The organism is Nesterenkonia aethiopica (assembly GCF_039534665.1).
Lineage (GTDB): Bacteria > Actinomycetota > Actinomycetes > Actinomycetales > Micrococcaceae > Nesterenkonia > Nesterenkonia aethiopica.
In genome coordinates this window covers 131,670-152,540 of record NZ_BAAAVT010000005.1, presented here as the reverse complement: position 1 = coordinate 152,540, position 20,871 = coordinate 131,670, and the positions used below count along the sequence as shown (strand labels likewise).

Genomic DNA, 20,871 nt, shown 5'->3' with positions numbered 1-20,871 from the left:
AGCGTCAGACCCAGCGTCAGCAGCCACGACGGCGGCTCCGGCATCCGCCGGGGCCGCCGTCGTCGTCAGTCGAAGTATTGCTGGATCACCGGACCGACGAGCTCCTCCAGCTCCTCGACAGAGGCGGAGGCCATCGGCTCGATGCGCAGCACGTGGCGGGCGATCACCAGTCCGAAGAGCTGAGCCACGGCGGCCTCAGCCCGCAGCTCACGATCTTCCCCGGTCATGCCCTGGGCGATCCGGGCCACCATGACGCGCCGTCCGAAGCCGCGCAGCAGGGCCGCTGCCGAATCCTGAGACATGGCGGCGCGCAGCAGGGCCAGCAGCGGTGCGCGGCGCACCGGATCATCCCAGACGCCGAGGAAGACGTGGACCAGCCGACGGCCGCGCAGCTCCAGCGGAGCCTCCTGCACCGCGGCGGCGACGCCCTGCGGCTCGAAGGGCACGTCCACCGCGGCGGCGAACAGCTTCTCCTTGGTGCCGAAATAGTGATGCACCAGGGCGGGGTCCACTCCGGCGCGGGCAGCGATGCCGCGCAGGGACGCCTTCTCGTAGCCGGCCTCGGCGAAGCTCTCACGGGCGGCCGCGAGGATCTGACCCTTCGTGTCGGGCCGGCCGGCACGGCGCCCCTTGCCGTAGCGGGCCGACTCACCGGGCTGAGGGTCAGGGTCGGCGTCGGCGACCATCAGGACTCCCCTCTGCCCGCTCGGCGGGCCCACAGCACGAGCGCCCCCGGAGTGACGAAGACGCCGGCGACCAGCGCGACGACGATCGCGACGGCACCGAGCCTACCAAGGGTCTGGATCGGCACCAGGGCCGACCAGGAGAGGACCAGGAGCGCCCCCAAGGTGGTGACGGCGGATCCGGTCAGCGCTGCCCCGGTGGTCCCCACGGTGGAGGAGACCGCTCCCTCGGGAGTGCTCATGGGCAGCTCCTGGAGGAAGCGGTTCACCACGTGGACGCCGTAGGGGACGCCGATCCCGATCGCCATGGCCGTCAGCGTCGCGCTGAGCACGTTGAGGTCGATGCCCAGCACCCACATCATGGCGATCACCCCTGCTGCGCTCGTCACCGCAGGGATCATGGCGATCACCCCGAGCACGGCTCGACGACGCCACAGCCGGTAGGTGGCCATGAGCAGCACGGTGACGATGCTCAGCGTCAGCAGGATGGACCTCACCTGAAACTCGGCGAGATCCCGGTTCATCTCGGCGACCACCATCGGCTCGCTGGAGATCGACACCTCTGCCCCCTGCTGCGTGACGGGGTCCAGCGCGGCAGCCAGGTCCTCGGCCAGCTGCTCCGCTCCGCCGTCGCCGGCGGTGGTCCGGATCTGCCAGAGCAGAGTGTCCGACTCGGCGGCCTGACGCGCCATGATCTGCGCCTCTCCGCCCGAGACCCGCACACCCTCGACCTCGGCCACCTGCTGGCTGGCCCTGTCGAGCGCCGACCCGAGATCGGCACGGGTTTCCGGCGGGTCGATGAGGACGAAGGTCGCCTCGATGATCTGGGACCCGAAGAGCTCCTCCTGGTGCGCCAGGGTCGCCTCGATGTCGGACCCCTCAGGGAGGAAGTCACTCCTGTCGAACTGGGTGTCCAGGCGGACGGAGGCCAGGACGGCCATGCCGATGAGCATCAATGCCACGACGAGACCGGCCAGCGGCCTCCGATCAGCGGTGCGGACCGCCGCGCGGGTCAGGACGCCAGAGGACGGCCGCGCACTCTCGCGCCCTGTGGGCTGGGCGCCCGAGTCCCGCCGGCGGCGCCTGGCAGACGCCGCGGCGAGGCGCCGTCCCCAGAGAGCCTGGGTCGCGGGGACCAGGATGATCATCACCAGGAAGGCGCACAGGATCCCCAGGGCCACCTGGACTCCGAAGGTGGCCAGCAGGGGAAGTGGCGCGGTCGCCGTCGCGCCGAATCCCACTCCGGTGGTGACCGCGGCGATGGCCAGGGCAGGGCCGACCGCGCGGACCGCCCCGGAGGCGGCCGGGGAGGGTGCAGCCCCCTGCGCGGAGAGCTCACGGAAGCGGGCCATGAGGTGCACCGCGAAGTCGATGCCGAGCCCGACCAGCAGGATGGGGACGATGATCGCCAACTGAGAGAGCGGCCCGATCCAGCCCAGCCCCTGAGGTCCGAGAAGACCGGCCAGCCCGAAGGTCCAGACCACCGTCATCGCCAGACCGACCAGACCGACTCCGACGACCAGCGCCGACCGGAACGTCACCGCCAGCAGGACCAGGACCGCCAACAGTGCCACCAGGAACAGCGCGGGCGCCTCGCCGCGGACAGCGTCGAGCATGCCCTCCACGAACAGCCCCTGGCTGTAGACGATGATCTGCTGTTCTGGAGTCTCGGCCACGGCTTCCTGGACCCGCAGCGCGGCCTGCGTGCGATCCTGCTCGCTGAGGCCCTCCCGGAGGAACGCGACGATGACCGTGGCCCGCGCACTGCCGGCGTCGGCGTCATAGTCCCCCGAGATCAGGGCGGCGGCCTGCGGCTGAGCTGCGACGGCGCGGAGTCGCTCCCTCGCGTCCTGGGCGTCGTCCTCCGTCGGAGTCCGCTCATCGAGCCCGAGAAGCACCGGCAGCGAGAGCAGGCTCGGCCCTCCGTCGGTGGGCTCCCGCAGATCCTCCCCCAGCGCATCGGCCACGTGCCGCTGCACCTCGCTGACCGCGGCCAGCCCCTCTGAGGTCAGAATGTCCCCGCCGGGGCCGGCGTCCACGATGACCTGCACGACGGCGGAGGGGTCGTCGAACTCCTGCTGCACGCGGGCCATGGTCTGCACCGTGGCAGAGTCCTCGCGCCCGAGCTGGGTGATGTCGACCTCGACGTCATTGAGCGACGCGGCGGCGACGAAGCCGAAAGTCACCAGCAGCAGGACGGTGAGCGCGGACTTCGGGCGGCCGATCACTGCCGCGAGGAGCGTCTCCAGGATGCGCGCCATGACGTCCTCTCCTGAATTTCATCGTGTGATGAATTTTAGGGTACGAGGCATGAGGTGCTTTTTCAACGGTCGATGAATTCCATGTCATGCACCCGGGAGGAACGACGACGGCGGCCCCGGCCGGATGCCGGGGCCGCCGTCGTCGCATGGCGTGCTGTCCTCGTGCTGTTCTGCCGCGCTCATGCAGGTCATCGGTGACGGCAGCGCACCGCCGGGACGCGCGTGCTCACGGCAGGGAGGCCTCGCCCCGCTCACCGACCAGCTCCGTCCGCCAGGAGCGCTTCGGCTCCCAGCCGAGCACGCGGCGGGCCTTCTCGATGGAGAACGCCGGGGCGTCCCCGGTGAGGTCTCCGGCCAGATGCGCCAGATCCGGGAAATGCTCCGGGATGAGCTCGGCCAGGGGCCTGCGCGCGAGCGCATCCTTCGCCCCCACGAAGAACACGGAACCGTTCTCCACCTGGTCAATCTTGGCCAGCAGTGTCAGCAGGAAGTCGGTGACGTCCCGGGCGTCCACGTAGTTGAACAGCGCGACGGCGGACAGCGCCGGGTCGTCCAGGCGTTCGGTGAGCGTGTGCCCCTGCTGAGTGGGTGCGCCCTCCCACTCCTCCGGAGCGATGACGTAGCACGGCCGGAACGACACGAACGTGACCTCATCGGTCTGCTGGGCGAACATCGCGGCCACCTGCTCGGCCACATGCTTGCTCAGCCCGTAGGCATGCCACGGCTGCGGCGGCACCTCCTCGTCCAGGGGCAGCCGCGGCGGCACCCAGCCGGCAGGGGATCCGTATCCCATGATCGAGGGGCTGGAAGCGATCACGACCTTCGTGGCCCCGGAGGCCACGGCCGCCGCGGTCACATTGTGGGCGATGCCGGCGTTGGTCTTCAGGATCACGTCCTCCGGCGCGCTGAACGGCACCGCGATCGCGGCCAGGGAGACCACCGCCGTCGGGGCGAGCTCCGCGAACAAGGCCTCGGTGGCCACGGCGTCGAGCAGGTCGATGCTGCGATACGCCACCCCGTCAGTTGGCTCCTCGGGCAGCGCGCGGTCCACGCTGATGATCTCGTGCTCGGTGGCGGCGAACCCGGCCACCACGCTGCGGCCCAGCCGTCCGGAGCCGCCGGTGACGATGATCCGTTCTGCCATGGCTGTCCTCCTCGGTCCCCTGTTCAGTCCCTGCTCAGTGCGCGACGGTGGCGTCGGCGCGAGCGCCCGTGGCATCGGCCCCGGAGGAAGACGCGGGGGCCAGCCCCAGCTCCACGTCGGCCACCGTCACCGGGCCGCGAGTCTGCAGGGAGCGGTTGCCGCAGACGCCGACGGCGATCGCCTGGATGCCGTCGACCAGACCAGCGGGACGGGCGTACGGGTCCTCGCCGGGGCCGTTGAAGATGTCGGCCAGCAGCAGCCGGTCGCCACCGCCGTGGGCCCCTTCACCCTGGACGATCTCCAGCTCCTCGGCCTCGCCCCAGTGGCGCTGCAGCACCAGGCACTCACCTTTGGAGCGCACCGCGCCGGAACGGCCGTCGTCGGACACCGAGGGGTCCACCGGGGAGCCGCCGGAAGCGGGCAGCACGGCGGCCCGCTCCACGACGTCGAGCTCCAACCGACCCTCGGTCCCGTTGACCGCCACCCGGTACCCCTCCCAGGGGGCGTGGGCGTTGAGCGAGTAGTTCAGCACCGCGCCGCGGGTGTAGTCCACGATCAGCGCGAGGTTGTCCTCGATGGTGATGCCTTCGCCGAAGACGTCCTGGTCACGGATGTAGCCGTCGTGGTGCTCGTTGTCCAGGTAGAGCTTCTGCAGGGTCTCGTCGGTGCGCAGGTCCAGGGCGAAGGGGTCGGCTGACGAGCCCTCGCGGGTGCCGCGCTCGGCGGGGGCGATGCCGCGGGCGGCGGCGTTCTTCGCCCCGTAGAACTTCAGCCCGCCGGAGGCATAGACGCGCTCCGGGGCGTCGGCGAGCCACCAGTTGACCAGGTCGAAGTGATGGCTGGCCTTGTGGATCAGCAGTCCGCCGGAGTTCTCCTTGACCCGGTGCCAGCGACGGAAGTAGTCCGCACCGTGGACGGTGTCCAGCACCCAGGTGAAGTCGATGGAGGTCACCTGCCCGATCCGGCCTTCGAGGATCGCGGCCTTCAGCGCGGTGTTGCGTGGGGAGTACCGGTAGTTGAAGGTCACGATGACCTCCCGCCCGGTGGCCTCCACGGTGCGCGCGATCCGGGCGCTGGACTCGGCGTCCACCGTCAGCGGCTTCTCCACGACGACGTCGGCCCCGGCCTGCAGGGACTCCACGATGTAGTCGGCGTGGGTGAAGTCCGGGCTGGTGATGATGACCCGGTCGATGTGCTGCTCCTGGATGACGGAGGTCAGCGCGGCAGGGTCGAAGGTGGCGACGTCGGCGCCGTGCTCCTCGCGGATGCGGCTGCGGTGGTACTCGACGCGGCCGGGGTTCGTGTCCGCCAGGGCGACGAGCTCGGCGACGTCGGCGTGGGGGCCGGCGATCGCGTCGGTGTACATCCTGCACCGGCTGCCCATGCCGATGATCACGTAGCGGGTGCGGGCGTTCTCAGTGCTCACGGGTGAGCCAGCTCCTTCATGCGGTGAACAGGTGGTGTGCATCCGGGGAGGTCCTCCCCAGCAGTCTTGCCGTGTCGGCGGGGAATGAGAAGCGATCCGCCCATGCCTTCCGTGGATGGCACATGTGCCGCGTGGGCATCCACCCCGCAGACGCCGACGACGGCCGCCCGCCGCAGGCAGCGACGGACGACCGTCGTACGGTCGGGCGGATCACTTGATGCCGGTGGTGGCCATGCCCTTGATGAGGAACCGCTGACCGAACAGGAAGATCAGGAACAGCGGCAGGATCGAGATGATCGACATGGCGAACATGCCGCCCCAGTTCGACTCGCCGGTGGAGTCGATGAAGGCCCGCAGCGCCAGCGGCACGGTGTACATGTCCGGTGAGGTCAGGAAGATCAGCTGGCTGAAGAAGTCGTTCCATGTCCACATGAAGGTGAAGATCGTGGTGGTCGCCAGGGCCGGGACCATCAGCGGCAGGATCACCTGGAAGAAGATCCGGATGTGGCCGGCGCCGTCGATCCGGGCCGCCTCGTCCAGGTCCTTCGGGATGCCGCGGATGAACTGCACCATCAGGAAGATGAAGAAGGAGTCCGTGGCGAGGATCTTCGGCACGATCAGCGGCAGGAACGTGTTCACCCAGCCGAGGTTCGAGAAGAGGATGTACTGCGGGATGATCACCACGTGCACCGGCAGCATGATGGTCAGCAGCATCGCCGCGAACATCGGGATCTTGAACTTGAAGTCCAACCGGGCGAAGGCGTAGGCCGCCATCGAGCAGGCGATGAGGTTGGCCAGGATGGAGGCGAACACGACGATCGCCGAGTTCCACAGGAAGTGGCTGAACGGGTGGCTCAGCGCATTCCAGCCCTGCACGTAGTTGTTGAACTCCAGCGTGGTGAGCAGGATGCCCGGCTCGCGGAAGATCGCTTCGTTGGGGCGCAGGGAGGAGACCAGCATCCACAGCAGCGGGTAGATCATCGCCAGCGAGGCGGCGATCATGACGATGTGCTTGACGGTGGCCTTGACCGCGCGCTGGGCCGGCGAGACGGACTTCATCGGGGCCCGGTCCTCCGAGGCGATGGAGCTCGCCCCGGCTAGGGCGGCGGTGGCGTCGGACTTGGCGACGTCGGCGCGGCTCATCGTGGACGCGCCGGTGGTGGTCTGAGGAGAATCAGTCATCGTAGTGCACCCAATACTTGGAGAGCCAGAAGTTGATGGCGGTGATCGCCGCGATGATCAGGACCAGCAGCCAGGCCATCGCCGAGGCGTAACCCATGTCGAACCGGCCGAAGCCCTGCTGGTAGAGGTAGAGCGTGTAGAACAGCGTGGAGTCGGCCGGGCCTCCGGATCCGCCCGAGACGATGAACGCCTGGGTGAAGTTCTGGAAAGCGCCGATCAGCTGCAGCACGAGGTTGAAGAAGATGATCGGGGTCAGCAGCGGGATCGTGATGGTGAAGAACTGCTTGATCCTTCCCGCACCGTCGATCGAGGCCGCCTCGTAGTACATGTCCGGGATCTGCCGCAGCCCTGCCAGGAAGATCACCATCGGGGCGCCGAAGGTCCAGACGTGGAGGATGATCAGCGTGCCCAGTGCGGTGTCCGGGCTGGACACCCAGCCCTGACCTTCGATGCCGACCATGCCCAGCAGCTGGTTGATCAGGCCCGAGTGGCCGAAGATCTGGCGCCACAGCACCGCGATGGCCACCGAGGATCCGAGCATGGAGGGCAGGTAGAACACCGAGCGGTAGAACGGCAGGCCGCGCATGCCGCGGTCCAGCAGCATCGCGATGGCCAACGAGACGGCCAGCTGGATGGGCACGCCGACGAACACGTAGGTGAAGGTCACCTGGATGGAGTTGTGCAGGCGATCATCGCCCATCATCCGGGTGATGTTGTCCATGCCGATCCACTCGGGCGGCTGGAGCAGGTTGTAGTTGGTGAACGCCAGGTACAGCGAGGCGGCCATCGGGAAGAGGGTGATGCCGAACAGACCGATGGTCCACGGCAGCAGGAACAGATGCCCTGCCTTGTTGTCCTTGTGCCTCCGCTTGCGCTGCCCCTGCGGGGCCTTCTTGAGCTGCTGGAGTTCGGCGACGACACTCATGGCGTCACCTCCCGCCCCGCGTGGCGGCGGTGCTCCGCGGCGAGGTCTCTGCTCTGCGACTGGGACAGCATGGCTGCCTCCTCAACACTTTGGGAAATCGCTTTCCAGGTACGTTCCGTCAACGGTAAGTGAGGCCACATTGTGAGGTCAAGCACACCGGAGCCCGCATCCTGGCGCCGTACCGCGCGGATCAGGTCACAGCGGGCGTTGCATCTGGCGAGGAGGCGCGCGCTTCCGCGGATTTCCAGGGAACGTGGATTGAATCGATTTGCATGATGCCTTTCCAGTATTAATCCATGCCATGAATGCCGTGGACGGCATCACAAGGCCGCACTAGGCTCGAAGATGGCGTCGTCTCGCGGCGTGCGGGCCCGCGCACCCTGCGGCCGCCGCTCGCCTCGTCGAACCCGTTCCGACGACGCCGAGGCCGCGCCGTCCCATGCCGAACCCGTGTCGAACCCCCGCCGAGCTCCGTCCGACCCGCGCCGAACCCCTGCCGAACCCCTGCCGAACCCCCGTCCAGGAGAGCCATGAGCCCCAGTCAGCCCACCGTCACCCGCCTCGAGATGCTGCTGACCGCCCTCCCGTTCTCCGCGGCGCGCCGCGTCACCGGCGAAGAGTCGATCGACGAGTACAACGCCTCCTCCCAGACCTTCACCCGCATGGAGGCGCTGATGGTGAAGGTCACCGACTCCGAGGGCCGGGTGGGATGGGGCGAGGCCTTCGGACATCGGAGCAACCCGGCCACGTGGGCCGCCCTGGAGGAGATCGTCGGACCGTTCTTCCTCGGGCGCGCCGCCGATCCGCAGGCCGTCCGCTCCGAAGCGGAATACGCGTTCCATGCGTTCGGGCGGACCGGCCCGGTCCACTACGCGCTCTCCGCGGTGGACACCGCACTCTGGGACCTCGCCGCGCAGCGCGCCGGGGTCCCGCTGCGCCGCCTGCTGGACCCGCGGGCCCGCGACACCGTCGGCTGCTACGCCTCCCTGGTCCACTACGGGGAGGACCCGGTGGAGGTCGCACACCACATCGGGCGCGCCCAGCAGGCGGGATATTGTGCCTTCAAGCTGCATGAGTCCACCGCCGGCGCGGTCGCCGCCGCCCGCGCCCAAGCCGGCCCCGAGGCCGCCCTGATGACGGATGTGAACTGCCGATGGGACGAGGCCGGCGCCGCGCAGGCGCTCGAGGACTTCGCCGAAGCCGATCTGCTCTGGCTGGAGGAGCCGGTGTTCCCGCCCGACGACACCGACGCGTTGGCCCGGCTCAACCGCGCTTCCGGCCGAATCTCCGCCGGGGAGAACGCCTCCGGTGTCCACGGCATGGTCGAGCAGATGCGTGCCGGGGCGGTGTCCTACGCCCAGCCGAGTGTGGGCAAGATCGGTGGGGTCTCCGGAATGCGTGAGGTGATCGCCGCCGGGCGGGAGACCGGCGTCGCCGTCGTCCCGCACTGCTTCTACTACGGTCCTGCCCTCCATGCCACGGCCGAGCTCGTCGCCACTCTGGGCGAGGACGTCCAGGTGGAGGTTCCGTTCCTGCAGTGGCCGCAGCGGCTGCATCGCCTGCACGGTGCGGGACCGACGATCACCCTGGGCGAGGATCCCGGACTGGGCTTCGCCCCGGATGAGCAGGTGCTGGCCGATCATCTGATGCGCCGGGCCGTGGTCGAGGCGTCGTAGAGTCGTGCGCATGAGCCACATCACCTCCGGCCCGCGCTCCGGCACTGCCTCGCCCCTCGACATGGCCCCGCGCATCGTCTGCGTCCCCGACTCGTTCAAAGGCTCCGCCACCGCCGCCGAGGCCGCCGCCGCGCTGGCCCGCGGCGCTCGGGAGGTGTTCCCGCAGGCGCAGATCACCGAACTTCCCTTCGCCGACGGCGGCGAAGGCACCCTGGAGGCGCTGCTGGCGGTCTGGGGGCAGGAGGCTGAACAGCTGGAGGTCCTCGACGCCATCGGGCGACCCGCCACGGCCCTGGTGGGCCGCTCGGCAGACGGGCGGACCGCAGTGCTGGAGGCGGCGCAGGGCAACGGCCTCCCGCAGGTCAGCGATGTGCCGCTGCAGCCGCGCCGAGCCGACACCTACGGGGTCGGGCTGATCGCGCAGCACCTGCTGGACACCGCGCCCGGAGGCACCCAGGTGGAGGAGATCCTGCTGTGCATCGGCGGCTCGGCCAGCACCGACGGAGGCACCGGGCTGCTGCGCGCCCTGGGCGTGGAGTTCCTGGACGACGCAGGCGCCCCGGTGGCGCCCGGCGGGCATGGGCTGGCCGAGATCGCTGCCGTGGACGTCTCCGGACTGCATCCCCGCGCCGCCGAGGTGCGGTGGCGGATCGCCGTGGACGTGGACAATCCGTTGACCGGTGAGCGCGGGGCCGCCGCCGTCTTCGGTCCGCAGAAGGGCGCGGATGAGGACGACGTCGCCGCGCTCGACGCCGGCCTCTCCCACCTGGCCGGGGTGCTCGCCGCCCACACCGGCGCTGCCGCCGAGGACTACCGGCAGGCCGCCGGGTTCGGGGCCGCCGGCGGCATCCCCGTGGGACTGGTGAGCCTGCTCGGGGCCGAGGTGGTGCCGGGTTCGCAGATGGTGGGCGAGGCCGTGGGTCTGGCCGAGTCACTGGCCGATGCTGACATCGTGCTGACCGGCGAAGGCTCCCTGGACTCCCAGTCGCTGGGTGGGAAGGTCGTGGAGGCGGTGCGCCGCAACGCGCCGGCGGGTGCCGCCGTCGTCGTCATCGCCGGCACTGTGAAGCTGACCGCCGCCGAATGTCGGGAGGCGGGGCTGACCGGGGCATTCTCCATCGCCCCTGGGGCCGCGGAGCTTCAGGAGCTGCTGGAGCGCGCGCCCGAGCTGATCACGCAGACCGCGGCCCAGGCCTGCGGGCTGCTGGCGCACGGCCGCTGAGCCCTCGCCGGCCGCGCTGCCTCTGCGGACCGAGTTGCCTCTGCGGTTTGGGCCCTTATCCGGCTCTGTGAGCCCGCGGAGTCATCGTGGCGCGGACTTCCCGGGAGAGCTCATGAGTGCTGCTCCACCCAGGTGGTGAGCGCCTCCATGTACTTGGCGGCGCGCGTGGCGATCTGCTCGTCGGGGCCGGCGTCGCCGAAGGTGTCCTCGGTGACCTGCACGGCCATCAGCGGGGTGCCCATGAGCTTGACTCCGAGCAGGGGCAGGAAGGTCCGTAGCTGGGTCTGCGAGTTGATGGTCCCGAACCTGCTGGGCGAGGCACCGGCGATGCCCATTGGCTTACCGCGCAGCACGCCCTGCCGCGGGGGTCGGGTGAGGATGTCGATCGCGTTCTTCACCGGAGCAGGGAAGCTCTGGTTGTGTTCCGGGCTGACCAGCAGCAGGCCGTCGCAGGCCGAGACCTGTTCCTTGAAGGCGGTCATCTCGGCCGGGAAGTCCTCGTCGAGGTGCCGGTCATAGAGCGGCAGGGGCCGAATGTCGACCTCTGTGAGCTCTGCCCGCTCAGGCGCCTGAGCCACCAGCACTTCGGCGAGCTTCCGATTCACCGAATCCTCCGCAAGGCTGCCCACGATGTACCCGATCCGCGCCATCTGCGCTCCTTTCCCGTCGTCGACGGTGCCAGTCTGGCATGACAGCCCCTGCGGGCGGGAGGAGGTGACGGGACGGTGAGCGCCCAAGGCGGAGCCGAGTCAGCCCTCGGGTACCCCTGCTCAGAGCCAGCGGAAGTCCCCAGAGTTCCCGAGGCGCCACCCGCGGGCCGCCCGCTCGGCGTCGAGTCGCAGCAGGGCCTGCTCGCGAGTGCGGACGAGTCGGACCTCGCGGGACAGAGCCCGACGACGGCGCCGCGCCTCCCGGCGTGCGGCGCGATCCTGCCGACGGGGCGGAGCGTCCGGCCCTTCGGACGGAGGGTCGTTCGGCCGGGGCGCGGGAACCCGCGGCGGAGACGCAGGAGCTTCGGCGCGCGGCGGGGGTGCCGGTGCGGGCGCCGCCGGAGAGGATGGGCATGGCGGCTGACGGGACGGCTGGCGGGGCGCTGTGGTGATCATGCACCCACGCTATGGAGCGATGAGGACAGATCCTGTCCTGATCTCGCGGGCGCTGGCGTCCGCCCCACGTTGACCCCGGAGATCGTGCCGCTAAACCTCGCGTTAGTGCGTGGATTCCGACCAACGCTCCGGGGTCAACGTCTGAGGGTCAGCTCATCCCCTCGGCTTCATCCGAGTGGTCGGCAAAGCCGGGGCAGGCAGGGGCGGCTCGGTGTGCGGCGGGAAGTCCCCGAACTGTGGGAAGGGGCGGCCGTCGTCGTAGGTCTCCCCGGCGAGTGCGTCCCGCAGCTCCCCGGACAGCGGCACCCCGAGCGACTCGCCCTCCGGCAGGCGCCGGTGCAGCGGGGAACCCGCAGGAGGAGGCTCGAAGCCCATCTCCGACTGGTAGGCGGCCCGGTAGGCGGCGATGTCCTCGTGGCTGCGACCCACGAAGTTCCACCACATCACGATCCGCTCTCCCAAGGGCAGGCCGCCCAGCAGCAACGCCACCACAGGCTCCTCACCGGCGTCGATCCGCAGAGCGGTGCGTCCGACGTCGGCCACGGCCAGATGATCGGCGGGAACGTCCGCACCGTCGACGCGCACCCGGCCGGAGACCGGGAGCAGGCCGTGTTCGTGGTCTGCGGGGATCGTGAGCTCCAGGCTCGCACCGGGCTCCAGGCGCAGCTCGGCGCCGGTCAGCGGCAGAGGCGTGGGCACAGGCGACCTGCTGCCGAGCAGCTCGCCGAGGAAGACCCTCGCCTCCCAGCCCCGTCCGGTGACGGCCTCAGGGCGGTACGCCGCCAGTGAGGGCTCCGAGAATCGGTGGTCCTGGGGGAACGCGAACCACAGCTGCGCGCCATGCAGCACGGTGGTGTCCTCGGTGGAGTACTCGGAGTGGCTGATGCCTCGCCCGGCGTTCATCAGGGCCAGCTCACCGGGACGGACGGTGGCCCAATGTCCGGCGGAGTCCAGGTGGTCGATGCGGCCGGAGAACAGCCAGGAGACGGTGGCCAGTCCGGTGTGCGGATGGCGGGGCACCCGCATCGGCGTGGACGCGGAGACGTCGTCAGGACCGTAGAAGTCCAGGAAGCACCAGGCCCCCACCAGGGAGCGCGCACGCTGTGGCAGGGTTCGGCGGACAGTCATGGCCCGCGGCCCTCCGAGCGGCACCTCCCGCGGCTCAAGGATCTCGACGCCGGAGTCAGCCACGGCGACGCCGTCGCGCAGTCCCCCGGTGCCGCCCACCTGGGGGCCGTTGACACAGACCCGCTCCTGCGGGGCGCGCTCCACATTGCTCATCCTGGCACCTCCGACGATCCACCACGATGGTCATTCAGATTTGAATCATCTGATGATCTCCACTGTATCCGACAGGACCGCAGGGGCGAGAGCCCCACGGCATCGCCTCTCTCATCAGACTCTCACAGTGAGCGGTCATCCTGGTGCCCAGGTGGTCTCGAGCGCTCGGGCTGGTCCAGCATCCAAGCCGGGCCTGCGACGCTCGTGGACCGCACCACCCCACAGCCGCACCACCCCACAGCTTCATCACCCCACAGTCCCCCGACCCGGAGACCGTGGTTCCGTCGGCCGTCCCCGCCGGAACCGTCGCGTCGACCTTCGGCCAGCATGGGATCAGCCGCACCGAGGCGGCCCCTCCGTCCCCCGCGGACGCCTCGGACCGTCGGACGCTGGCCCCTCAGGTCGCCGCCGCCCACCAGGAATGGTGCCGGTGGGTCTTCGGGTCGGGCCCCTCCTCTCTGCGGAGGCGCCCGATCCCTCAGGGATCGGCCGCCCTGGAGGTCCACCGCCGCTGAGACGACGTCGGCCCGTCTCCCTGATCAGGGAGACGGGCCGACAGCGTGTCCGGAGGAAGCGCGGGCGCTTCTCCTCGCGGGTCGATCAGTCGTCGGTGACGACGACCTTGACCTCGATGTTGCCGCGGGTGGCGTTGGAGTAGGGGCACACCTCGTGGGCCTTGTCGGCCAGCTTCTGCGCCTCGTCCTGGGGCAGGTCCGGCACGACCACCTCGAGGGTGACCTCCAGGCCGAAACCGCCCTCGGGCAGCTTGCCGATGCCGACCTTGGCGCCCACGGAGGAGTCGCCCAGCTCGGCGTTCTCCTGGCTGGCGACGAGCTGCAGCGCGCCGTGGAAGCAGGCCGCGTAGCCGGCGGCGAAGAGCTGCTCCGGGTTGGCGCCCTCGCCGGATCCGCCCATGGCCTTCGGGGCGGCCAGGTCGAGATCGACGCGGCCGTCGTCGGTGCGGGTGTGGCCGTTGCGGCCTCCCCCGGTCGCGATGGCCTCCGCCGTGTACAGGGTCTCCATGGTGATCTCCTCTCGGTCGACGATCAGTCCTGCATCAGAACAACACATCTGTCCGGCCTTGACCAGGGGTTCGTGCGGGTATTCGCTCAGAGCTGTGCGCTGTTCAACCAGTCCTCCCCGGGTGCGGGACGTCGCCGGTGAGCCTGGCTCGTGTCACCGATGCCGTGTCCGAGCCATCCGCCAGGCAGAATAGGGAACCATGCATTCCGACGACGCCGCCCGCCTCTCCCCCGGGGAGCCGCACCGCATCAGCGCAGGGCTCCGTACCCGGTTCGTCGAGGAGTTCGGCCGGGATCCGGACGGCGTCTGGTTCGCCCCCGGGCGGGCGAACCTCAACGGTGAGCACGTGGACTTCCATGGTGGTCGGTGCCTGCCGATGGCTCTGGCGCATGGCACCTATGTGGCCGCCGCCCCGCGGCAGGACGGCCTGCTGCGGCTGCGCACCCTGGACCCGGAGCTCGACGCCGGCGTGCAGACCCTCAGCGTCGCGGCGGTGGACGCCGTCGTCGGTGATGACTCCCGCGCCCCTGACGACGGCGAGGCCCCAGAGATAGAGGCGCCGGTGATCACTGATGTGCACACGCTGGTGCCCGGCGAGGTCTCCGGCTGGACCTGGTACGTGGCCGGCACCCTGTGGGCGCTCGCCCGGCTGGGCGAGGAGACTCCGGAGTTGGCGGTGCCGGAGGGCTTCGGCGCGGACCTGTTGATCTGCTCGACCCTGCCCATCGGCGGCGGGCTGTCCTCCTCCGCGGCGCTGGAGTGCTCGGCGATGCTGGCGTTCGTCGCCCTGGCCACCCCGCTGGGCGCGGCGAATCCAGGAACCGCGTTGGACTCGGCCCTGGACGACGAGCTGAGGGCCCGGCTGGCTGCGGCCTGCATGCGCGCCGAGGTGGAGGTGGTCGGTGCAGGCACCGGCGGGCTGGACCAGACGGTGAGCCTGCGGGGGCGGGCCGGACATGTGGTGTCCCTGGACTGCCGGGACTTCACGGTGGAGCGCCTGCCGATGGACGGACTGCTGGCCGAGCACGCCTTCTTGGCGATCGACACCCGGCAGGCCCACTGGCTGGGCGACGGGCAGTTCGACGATCGCCGCGCCGACTCGGAGGCGGCGATGCACCTGCTCGGTGTGGACCGGCTGCGGGACCTGCTGCCCGAGCACCCGGAGACTGGCGAAGTCGACGCCGCACTGGCACGGTTCGATGAGCTGACCGGCGGCCATGAGCTGGCCAGCGAAGCAGAGGGGCTCGAGGGGCGCAGCACGGCGGCATGCCGGCGTCGCCTGCGGCATGCGTTGACGGAGATGCTGCGCTCTGAACAGCTGGACCGGATCCTCGCTGACGAGGGGCTGGAACCGACGACGGCGGCCGCCCAGGTGGGTCGGATCCTCACCGCCGGACATGCCTCGATGCGCGACGACGCCGAGGTGTCCTTCCCCGCAGCGGATGCCCTGGTGGAGACGGTGTCCGAGGTCGGGGCGCTGGGCGCGCGGCTGATCGGCGGCGGCTTCGGCGGTTCCGTGCTCGCGCTGGTGCCCCGCGACCGTGAGGATGCGGTCATCGGAGCCGCGGCCCGGGTGTGCCAGGAGCAGGGGTTCACCGCTCCGCGGTTCCTGACTGTGGAGCCGTCGGCGCCGGCGCGCGTAGTGGGGTGAGCGCGTCGAGCCGGACCGATACGGGTACCTCAGCTGAACGAAATCCGTGCCGCTCCAGGAGCGTCGGCGACCGTGGAAGTATCAATAGATGACCACGACCGCCCCTGCCGCTCGCCACCAGGTCCGCGAGATCCGCGCGACCGACCTCCCGGCCTTCCTCACCGCCCGGCCGGACGCCGCGAGCATGGGCCCGTACCTGGTGCGCCAGCAGACCAACGGCATCGGCACGGGCCTGGTGGCCTTCTGCGGGGAGGAGCTGACCGGGTCACTGGAGCTGTGCTGGACCTGGCCTGCCGAGGTGAGGAACGTGCACGTCGTCGGGCCCTGGCGCGGGCGCGGCATCGGCACCGCGCTGATGAACGCGGCTGAGCAGGCGGTGCTGGAGCGGGCCGCACAGGGGGAGCCGCCGGACGATGGTGATCCTGCCGATGACGAAGAGGCGCTGGAGCTCCGGCTGCACGTGGGCTTGGACAACCCTGCCGCCCGGCGGCTCTACAAGCGGCTGGGCTACCGGCCCACCGGCGAGCGCACCACCACCACGTACTCCTACCTCGACCACGACGGCGTGGCCCGCATTGCCGCGGAGACCGAAGAGCTGCTGGTCAAGCGGCTGGATCCCTGAGCCGGCCCCGTCAGGCTCACTCCGCCCGGCGCCGCCGCAGCCACTCGAGCACGGATTCCTGGTCCTCCCCCAGTGTCGGCGGGCGCTTCGCGTACGTCGCCGGCGTCCGACTGTAGGTCACCGGGTGCCGGACGGTCGGGACCGCGTCGTCGCCCTCCCCGGCCTGTGCCACGGGCGCCAGTCCCAACGAGGCCGCGAACTCGACGCCTTCATCGATGCCGAGGATGGGCGAGCATGGGACGCCGACAGCCTGCAGAGCCTCGAACCAGTGATCGGCCGACGACGTCGCCAGTGCCTCCACGAGCAGGGGCCGCAGCTCATCACGGTTCGTGTTCCGCCCCGCCATCGTGGCGAACCGTGGATCCTCACCCAGTTCCGCGAGGCCCAGCACACCGACCAGCTTGAGAAACTGACGGTCGTTGCCCACACAGATGACCAAGTCTCGGTCGGCCGCCGGGAACGGCCCGTACGGGTAGAGGCTGGGATGGTCATTCCCCAGCCGGCGCGGCACGTTGCCGGCGGCCACGTACCCGGAGGTCTGGTTGACCAGTCCGGACAGTGCCGAGGAGAGCAGATCCAGCTCCAGGTGTTGCCCCTGGCCGGACCGTTCCCGCTCGCGCAGGGCCCCGAGGATCCCCACAGCGCAGTGCAGCCCGGTGATGACGTCGAACATCGCCACTCCGGCCCGCTGCGGAGCCCCATCCGGATCCCCGGTCACCGACATGAAGCCGGAGACCGCCTGGGCCAACAGATCATATCCGGGCATCGTCCGGCCACCCTCGGTGCCGAATCCGGTGATGCTGGCATGCACCACCTGAGGCCAGCGGCGAGCCACCGAGGCGGCGTCGAGGCCGAACTTCTCCAGCCCGCCCGGCTTGAAGTTCTCCACGAAGACGTCGGCGACATCGAGGAGCTCGTGGGCGGTCTGCAGATCACGGGGCTCCTTGAGATCCAGGACGATCGACTGCTTGTTGCGGTTCGCCGAGAGATAGTAGGTACTCACTCCGTCGCGCTCCGGCGGCAGCCACTGGCGGGTGTCATCCCCGCCGGGGCCCTCCACCTTGATCACGGTGGCTCCCATATCGGCCAGCAGCATGGTGCAGTAGGGCCCGGCCAGCACTCGGGAGAAGTCCGCGACGACGACGCCGGCCAGCGGGCCGGGGCCCACCTCTGCAGTGTCTGCCATCCTGCCCCCGATCGCCGTCGATGCTGTGTCTGGCACCACACAACCACGGTGATTAGGCTTTGTCTAAGACAGATTCGCGTCACAGCTGATGCCGCATCAGCAATAATCGCCGGACGGTGAGGAAGCAGGGTCTCGGTGGAGGTTCATCAGGCACAGGCCTTTATCGCAGTGGCCGAGGAGCTGCACTTCGGGCGAGCGGCGGCCCGCCTCCGCATGGCCCAGCCGCCCTTGAGCCGGCTCATCAAGCAGCTGGAGCGCTCCCTGGGCGCCCCGCTCTTCGAGCGCAGCACCCGCCACGTGAAGCTCACCGCGGCAGGAAGGGCCCTTCTGGATCCGGCTCGCCATCTGGTCGAAGCCTCCGAGGCGGCGGAGCGGGCAGTGCACAGCACCCTCACGGGGGAGACCGGTCGCGTGCGCGTCGGATTCGCCGGCGCCTCCATCAACAGGAAGGTCGGCGAGCTGGCCCGGCAGGTGCGCACGGCCCGCCCCGGGCTGATGCTCGAGCTCTACAGCTCCCAGTTCTCCCACCTCGGGCTGGAGCGGGTGTTGGACGGCTCCTTGGACCTGGTGATCGGCCGCTGGGACTTCCTCCCTGCCGAAGTAGACTCCGCGGTGATCGCCTTGGAGGAGGTCATGGTCGTCCTCCCCTCCGCTCATCCGCTGGCCTCACAGTCGTCCGTGGACATGGCCGACCTGGCCGAAGAAGCGTGGATCACGCTGCCCGGCGGACTGGGGGCGGCCCTGCCCAACCGCCTGAACTCTCTGGCCATGGCATCCGGCTTCGTCCCCCGGGTCGCGCAGACGGCCCCGGACTCCTGGACCCAGGTGGTGCTGGTCGGCGCACAGATGGGGTGCGGACTCAGCCTGGACTCCGTCCGAGACAACGTCTCCTCCGAGGGCGTCGTGTTCAGCTCCATCGCCGGGGAAGACAGACCTCTGGAAGTGCGCATGATCTGGCGGCGCACCGATGACAATCCCGCCCTGCACACGGTGATCGAGATCGCGCAGGACGCCTTCCCCGATCCGCGATCGCCTTCCCCGTCCCGGTGAGCCGCCGACGTCGCCGACGATTCTTCCTCCATCCGTATCAATCTTCCCCAGAATATGCATTGTGACGGAATAGCGCGCCGGATCGGGCCTCACTCCCCCGAACTGAACCCCGCACGGCAGCCACCGGCGGCCTTCAACCCCCTGGACCGCAGGGTCCACGTTGCCAAACGCTCCAGACGCTGATTACGTGTTGTCAGCCACAGTGAGGGGCAGGCCGTCGGAATCCTCACGCTTCCGCCTCCCGCCCGCAGCCCGCCCGCGCCACGCGACGAAGGAGTCTTGATGACCACCAGCACCCCCGCCCTCCGCCGCACCGATCTGATGGGCATCGAGGCTCAGCTCTCGGCCGAGGAGATCGCCACCCGGGACAGGGTGGCGGAGTTCGTGGATCGCCGCATCCGTCCGCACATCGCTCGGTGGTACGACGAGGCGGTCCTGCCTACGGAGCTGTTCGGTGAGATGGCGGAGCTGGGGATGTTCGGCATGCACCTGAGCGGCTACGGCTGCGCGGGGCGCAGCGCCACTGAGTACGGGCTGGCCATGCAGGAGCTGGAGGCCGGGGACTCGGGGATCCGCACGGTGGTCTCAGTGCAGGGCTCGCTGGCGATGTCGGCCATCCACAAGCACGGCTCCGAAGCGCAGAAGCAGCGCTGGCTGCCGGGGATGGCGGCCGGGGAGATCATCGGCTGCTTCGGGCTGACCGAGCCGACCGCCGGCTCCGACCCGGGCGGCATGTCCACCCGGGCCCGCCGCGAGGGCGATGGGTGGGTCCTCAATGGCTCCAAACGCTGGATCGGGCTGGCCAGCATCGCCGATGTGGCGATCATCTGGGCCAAGGTCGCAGCCGCGGACTCCGAGGCCGCCGTCGAGGATGAGCACCGCACCCGACCCGACGACGCGGGCGAGGTGGTGCGCGGCTTCATCGTGCCGACCGACACCCTCGGGTTCCGGGCCGAGGCCATCGAACGGAAGCTCTCCATGCGGGCCTCGCTGCAGTGCGACATCGTCCTGGACGGCGTCCGCCTGCCGGCCGATGCGATCCTGCCGAAGCACCCGGGCCTGCGGGGCCCCTTCTCCTGCCTCTCGGAGGCCCGCTACGGCATCGCCTGGGGCGCGATGGGCGCGGCCCGAGACGCCTTGGAGGCGGCCCTGGACTACGCGGCGGAGCGCCAGCAGTTCGGTCGCCCGCTCTCCGGCTACCAGCTGACCCAGAAGAAGCTCACGGACATGGCCCTGGAGCTCACCAAGGGCCAGCTGCTGGCCCTGCAGCTGGGCCGGGCGAAGGACACCGGCACGCTGGAGAACCACATGATCTCCGTAGGCAAACTGAACAACTGCCGGGCCGCCATCGAGATCTGCCGAGAGGCCCGCACCATCTTGGGCGGCAATGGCATCACCGCCGAGCATTCGCCGCTGCGGCATGCCAACAACCTGGAGTCGGTGCGCACCTATGAGGGCACTGATGAGGTTCACACGCTGATCATCGGCCAGCGGCTCACGGGGGAGGCCGCCTTCCGCTGAGCGGCCCATCGCCGAGTGCGCTGCTATGCTGCTTACCATCGACGCCGTGAACCACTTCGTCGCCGACGTCTTCCGCATCCCGGATGACTGACTGCCGGGCAAGGCCGAGTCCTGCAACCGCTACTTCGTAGAGTCTCAACGCCTGGAGTGGTTCCGGATCCCTGCGCAGACCCATCGCTCCAACGTCACCGAATCCTCCGTGGGTTACCTGTGCAGCACGGAAGTCACACTCACCAGCTCCGTGCCACTGATCCTGGACGATCGGCTCATCGGCGTCAGCTGCCCGAACGTCGCAGTCGAGTCCCTGGAGATCATCCTGGCACCTCCAGCAATGTCCTCCCCAGCCTGACCATCATCAACGACGCCGCCCGGGTGGTGATCTCGAACAACCCGCTGCACTCCCCCCGGGGAGGCCACGAGATGCCCCACAGGGTTCGCCGCTCGTTCTGCAGCAGGCACTGCCGTTCATGCATCGACAGCGGAGGGCTGGGCGGGCTCTGCACCTTGAGGAGGCTCGGTACTGCTGGGCACCGTTGCACCCCCTCGACGGCGGTCGAATCATCCACCCTGGGGCCGTCGCCCACGCCGGCCGCCTGACATCACATCTTGTGATGCACCTCCTCTTTTTTCACTTATTGAACACGCTTCCTTCGCAATAAAGAATGGGGCCACCCCAAAACATCGCTGGCACTGCGGCGCACCAGCGGCACTCAGCGCCGGACGAGGAGGATCGTGTGCGAACAGGACCCTACACACTCAAGACCAAGGTCATCTGGTCACTCATCATCACTCTCCTGGGCATATCTCTGTTTCCCGGCGTGCTCTTCTTCCATGACGCAGCAGAACCCAGGATCTTTGGCATGCCATTCATCTACGGATACATCATCATCATCTGGGCACTCCTCTGCAGTG

General features: G+C 69.5%; 17 protein-coding genes. 7 read left to right on the top strand and 10 right to left on the bottom strand.

Annotated features, from left to right (window positions below; all coding sequences use genetic code 11):
• Window positions 1-65 precede the first annotated feature (65 nt).
• From ABD658_RS05050 to ABD658_RS05025, 6 genes are all read right to left on the bottom strand, one after another.
• Window positions 66-686: a TetR/AcrR family transcriptional regulator gene (locus ABD658_RS05050; RefSeq protein ID WP_344684724.1), complete on the bottom strand. Its 621-nt coding sequence runs from the start codon at window positions 684-686 to the stop codon at window positions 66-68.
• Window positions 686-2,944 (bottom strand): efflux RND transporter permease subunit, encoded by a 2,259-nt coding sequence (locus ABD658_RS05045; protein WP_344684722.1) that lies wholly within the window; start codon window positions 2,942-2,944, stop codon window positions 686-688. The genes ABD658_RS05050 and ABD658_RS05045 overlap by 1 nt, the downstream gene beginning before the upstream one ends.
• Before the next feature lie 226 nt (window positions 2,945-3,170).
• A complete protein-coding gene (locus ABD658_RS05040; protein ID WP_344684720.1) occupies window positions 3,171-4,088 on the bottom strand; it encodes an NAD-dependent epimerase/dehydratase family protein in 918 nt (305 codons plus the stop codon).
• A gap of 34 nt (window positions 4,089-4,122) precedes the next feature.
• Window positions 4,123-5,556: a Gfo/Idh/MocA family protein gene (locus ABD658_RS05035; RefSeq protein WP_344744005.1), complete on the bottom strand. Its 1,434-nt coding sequence runs from the start codon at window positions 5,554-5,556 to the stop codon at window positions 4,123-4,125.
• Window positions 5,557-5,724: 168 nt separating this feature from the next.
• Window positions 5,725-6,657: a carbohydrate ABC transporter permease gene (locus ABD658_RS05030; protein WP_344744025.1), complete on the bottom strand. Its 933-nt coding sequence runs from the start codon at window positions 6,655-6,657 to the stop codon at window positions 5,725-5,727.
• A 31-nt stretch (window positions 6,658-6,688) separates the two neighbouring features.
• Window positions 6,689-7,621: a carbohydrate ABC transporter permease gene (locus ABD658_RS05025; protein WP_344684716.1), complete on the bottom strand. Its 933-nt coding sequence runs from the start codon at window positions 7,619-7,621 to the stop codon at window positions 6,689-6,691.
• A 530-nt stretch (window positions 7,622-8,151) separates the two neighbouring features.
• Here ABD658_RS05025 and ABD658_RS05020 point away from each other — a divergent pair.
• On the top strand, window positions 8,152-9,297 hold the full coding sequence (locus ABD658_RS05020; RefSeq protein ID WP_344684714.1) for a mandelate racemase/muconate lactonizing enzyme family protein: 1,146 nt from the start codon (window positions 8,152-8,154) through the stop codon (window positions 9,295-9,297).
• A 10-nt stretch (window positions 9,298-9,307) separates the two neighbouring features.
• Complete coding sequence (locus ABD658_RS05015; protein ID WP_344684712.1) at window positions 9,308-10,519, top strand: glycerate kinase; 1,212 nt, start codon at window positions 9,308-9,310, stop codon at window positions 10,517-10,519.
• Between the two features lie 110 nt (window positions 10,520-10,629).
• Here the strand turns inward: ABD658_RS05015 and ABD658_RS05010 are convergent, their stop codons facing one another.
• Both ABD658_RS05010 and ABD658_RS05005 read right to left on the bottom strand, forming a co-directional pair.
• Window positions 10,630-11,169 carry an NADPH-dependent FMN reductase gene (locus ABD658_RS05010; protein ID WP_344684710.1) on the bottom strand — a complete coding sequence of 180 codons (540 nt, stop codon included), beginning with the start codon at window positions 11,167-11,169 and terminating at the stop codon, window positions 10,630-10,632.
• Window positions 11,170-11,778: 609 nt separating this feature from the next.
• On the bottom strand, window positions 11,779-12,906 hold the full coding sequence (locus ABD658_RS05005) for a pirin family protein (protein ID WP_344684708.1): 1,128 nt from the start codon (window positions 12,904-12,906) through the stop codon (window positions 11,779-11,781).
• A 275-nt stretch (window positions 12,907-13,181) separates the two neighbouring features.
• Here ABD658_RS05005 and ABD658_RS05000 point away from each other — a divergent pair, with 275 nt between their 5' ends.
• The gene (locus ABD658_RS05000) at window positions 13,182-13,421 is read left to right on the top strand and encodes a hypothetical protein (protein WP_344744002.1); all 240 of its coding nucleotides are present in this window, start codon (window positions 13,182-13,184) and stop codon (window positions 13,419-13,421) included.
• Between the two features lie 85 nt (window positions 13,422-13,506).
• Here the strand turns inward: ABD658_RS05000 and ABD658_RS04995 are convergent, their stop codons facing one another.
• Window positions 13,507-13,929, bottom strand: a complete 423-nt coding sequence (locus tag ABD658_RS04995) for an organic hydroperoxide resistance protein (RefSeq protein ID WP_070161354.1) — start codon at window positions 13,927-13,929, stop codon at window positions 13,507-13,509.
• Between the two features lie 199 nt (window positions 13,930-14,128).
• On the opposite strand from ABD658_RS04995, the gene ABD658_RS04990 reads away from it, so the two are divergent.
• Window positions 14,129-15,580: a galactokinase gene (locus tag ABD658_RS04990; protein ID WP_344684703.1), complete on the top strand. Its 1,452-nt coding sequence runs from the start codon at window positions 14,129-14,131 to the stop codon at window positions 15,578-15,580.
• An 88-nt stretch (window positions 15,581-15,668) separates the two neighbouring features.
• On the top strand, window positions 15,669-16,202 hold the full coding sequence (locus ABD658_RS04985) for a GNAT family N-acetyltransferase (protein WP_344684701.1): 534 nt from the start codon (window positions 15,669-15,671) through the stop codon (window positions 16,200-16,202).
• 16 nt (window positions 16,203-16,218) lie between these two features.
• On the opposite strand, the gene ABD658_RS04980 is transcribed toward ABD658_RS04985, so the two are convergent.
• Window positions 16,219-17,388, bottom strand: a complete 1,170-nt coding sequence (locus tag ABD658_RS04980) for a CaiB/BaiF CoA transferase family protein (RefSeq protein ID WP_344684699.1) — start codon at window positions 17,386-17,388, stop codon at window positions 16,219-16,221.
• Between the two features lie 135 nt (window positions 17,389-17,523).
• Between ABD658_RS04980 and ABD658_RS04975 the strand changes: the two genes are divergently transcribed.
• Both ABD658_RS04975 and ABD658_RS04970 read left to right on the top strand, forming a co-directional pair.
• Window positions 17,524-18,438, top strand: a complete 915-nt coding sequence (locus ABD658_RS04975; protein ID WP_344684697.1) for a LysR family transcriptional regulator — start codon at window positions 17,524-17,526, stop codon at window positions 18,436-18,438.
• Between the two features lie 282 nt (window positions 18,439-18,720).
• A complete protein-coding gene (locus tag ABD658_RS04970; protein ID WP_344684695.1) occupies window positions 18,721-19,959 on the top strand; it encodes an acyl-CoA dehydrogenase family protein in 1,239 nt (412 codons plus the stop codon).
• Window positions 19,960-20,871: the final 912 nt, after the last annotated feature.

Coding starts and splice junctions, on each gene's coding strand:
- ABD658_RS05050 (WP_344684724.1), bottom strand. CDS start 686: ATGGTCGCCGACGCCGACCCTGACCCTCAGCCCGGTGAGTCGGCCCGC.
- ABD658_RS05045 (WP_344684722.1), bottom strand. CDS start 2,944: ATGGCGCGCATCCTGGAGACGCTCCTCGCGGCAGTGATCGGCCGCCCG.
- ABD658_RS05040 (WP_344684720.1), bottom strand. CDS start 4,088: ATGGCAGAACGGATCATCGTCACCGGCGGCTCCGGACGGCTGGGCCGC.
- ABD658_RS05035 (WP_344744005.1), bottom strand. CDS start 5,556: ATGCACACCACCTGTTCACCGCATGAAGGAGCTGGCTCACCCGTGAGC.
- ABD658_RS05030 (WP_344744025.1), bottom strand. CDS start 6,657: ATGAGCCGCGCCGACGTCGCCAAGTCCGACGCCACCGCCGCCCTAGCC.
- ABD658_RS05025 (WP_344684716.1), bottom strand. CDS start 7,621: ATGAGTGTCGTCGCCGAACTCCAGCAGCTCAAGAAGGCCCCGCAGGGG.
- ABD658_RS05020 (WP_344684714.1), top strand. CDS start 8,152: ATGAGCCCCAGTCAGCCCACCGTCACCCGCCTCGAGATGCTGCTGACC.
- ABD658_RS05015 (WP_344684712.1), top strand. CDS start 9,308: ATGAGCCACATCACCTCCGGCCCGCGCTCCGGCACTGCCTCGCCCCTC.
- ABD658_RS05010 (WP_344684710.1), bottom strand. CDS start 11,169: ATGGCGCGGATCGGGTACATCGTGGGCAGCCTTGCGGAGGATTCGGTG.
- ABD658_RS05005 (WP_344684708.1), bottom strand. CDS start 12,906: ATGAGCAATGTGGAGCGCGCCCCGCAGGAGCGGGTCTGTGTCAACGGC.
- ABD658_RS04995 (WP_070161354.1), bottom strand. CDS start 13,929: ATGGAGACCCTGTACACGGCGGAGGCCATCGCGACCGGGGGAGGCCGC.
- ABD658_RS04990 (WP_344684703.1), top strand. CDS start 14,129: ATGCATTCCGACGACGCCGCCCGCCTCTCCCCCGGGGAGCCGCACCGC.
- ABD658_RS04985 (WP_344684701.1), top strand. CDS start 15,669: ATGACCACGACCGCCCCTGCCGCTCGCCACCAGGTCCGCGAGATCCGC.
- ABD658_RS04980 (WP_344684699.1), bottom strand. CDS start 17,388: ATGGCAGACACTGCAGAGGTGGGCCCCGGCCCGCTGGCCGGCGTCGTC.
- ABD658_RS04970 (WP_344684695.1), top strand. CDS start 18,721: ATGACCACCAGCACCCCCGCCCTCCGCCGCACCGATCTGATGGGCATC.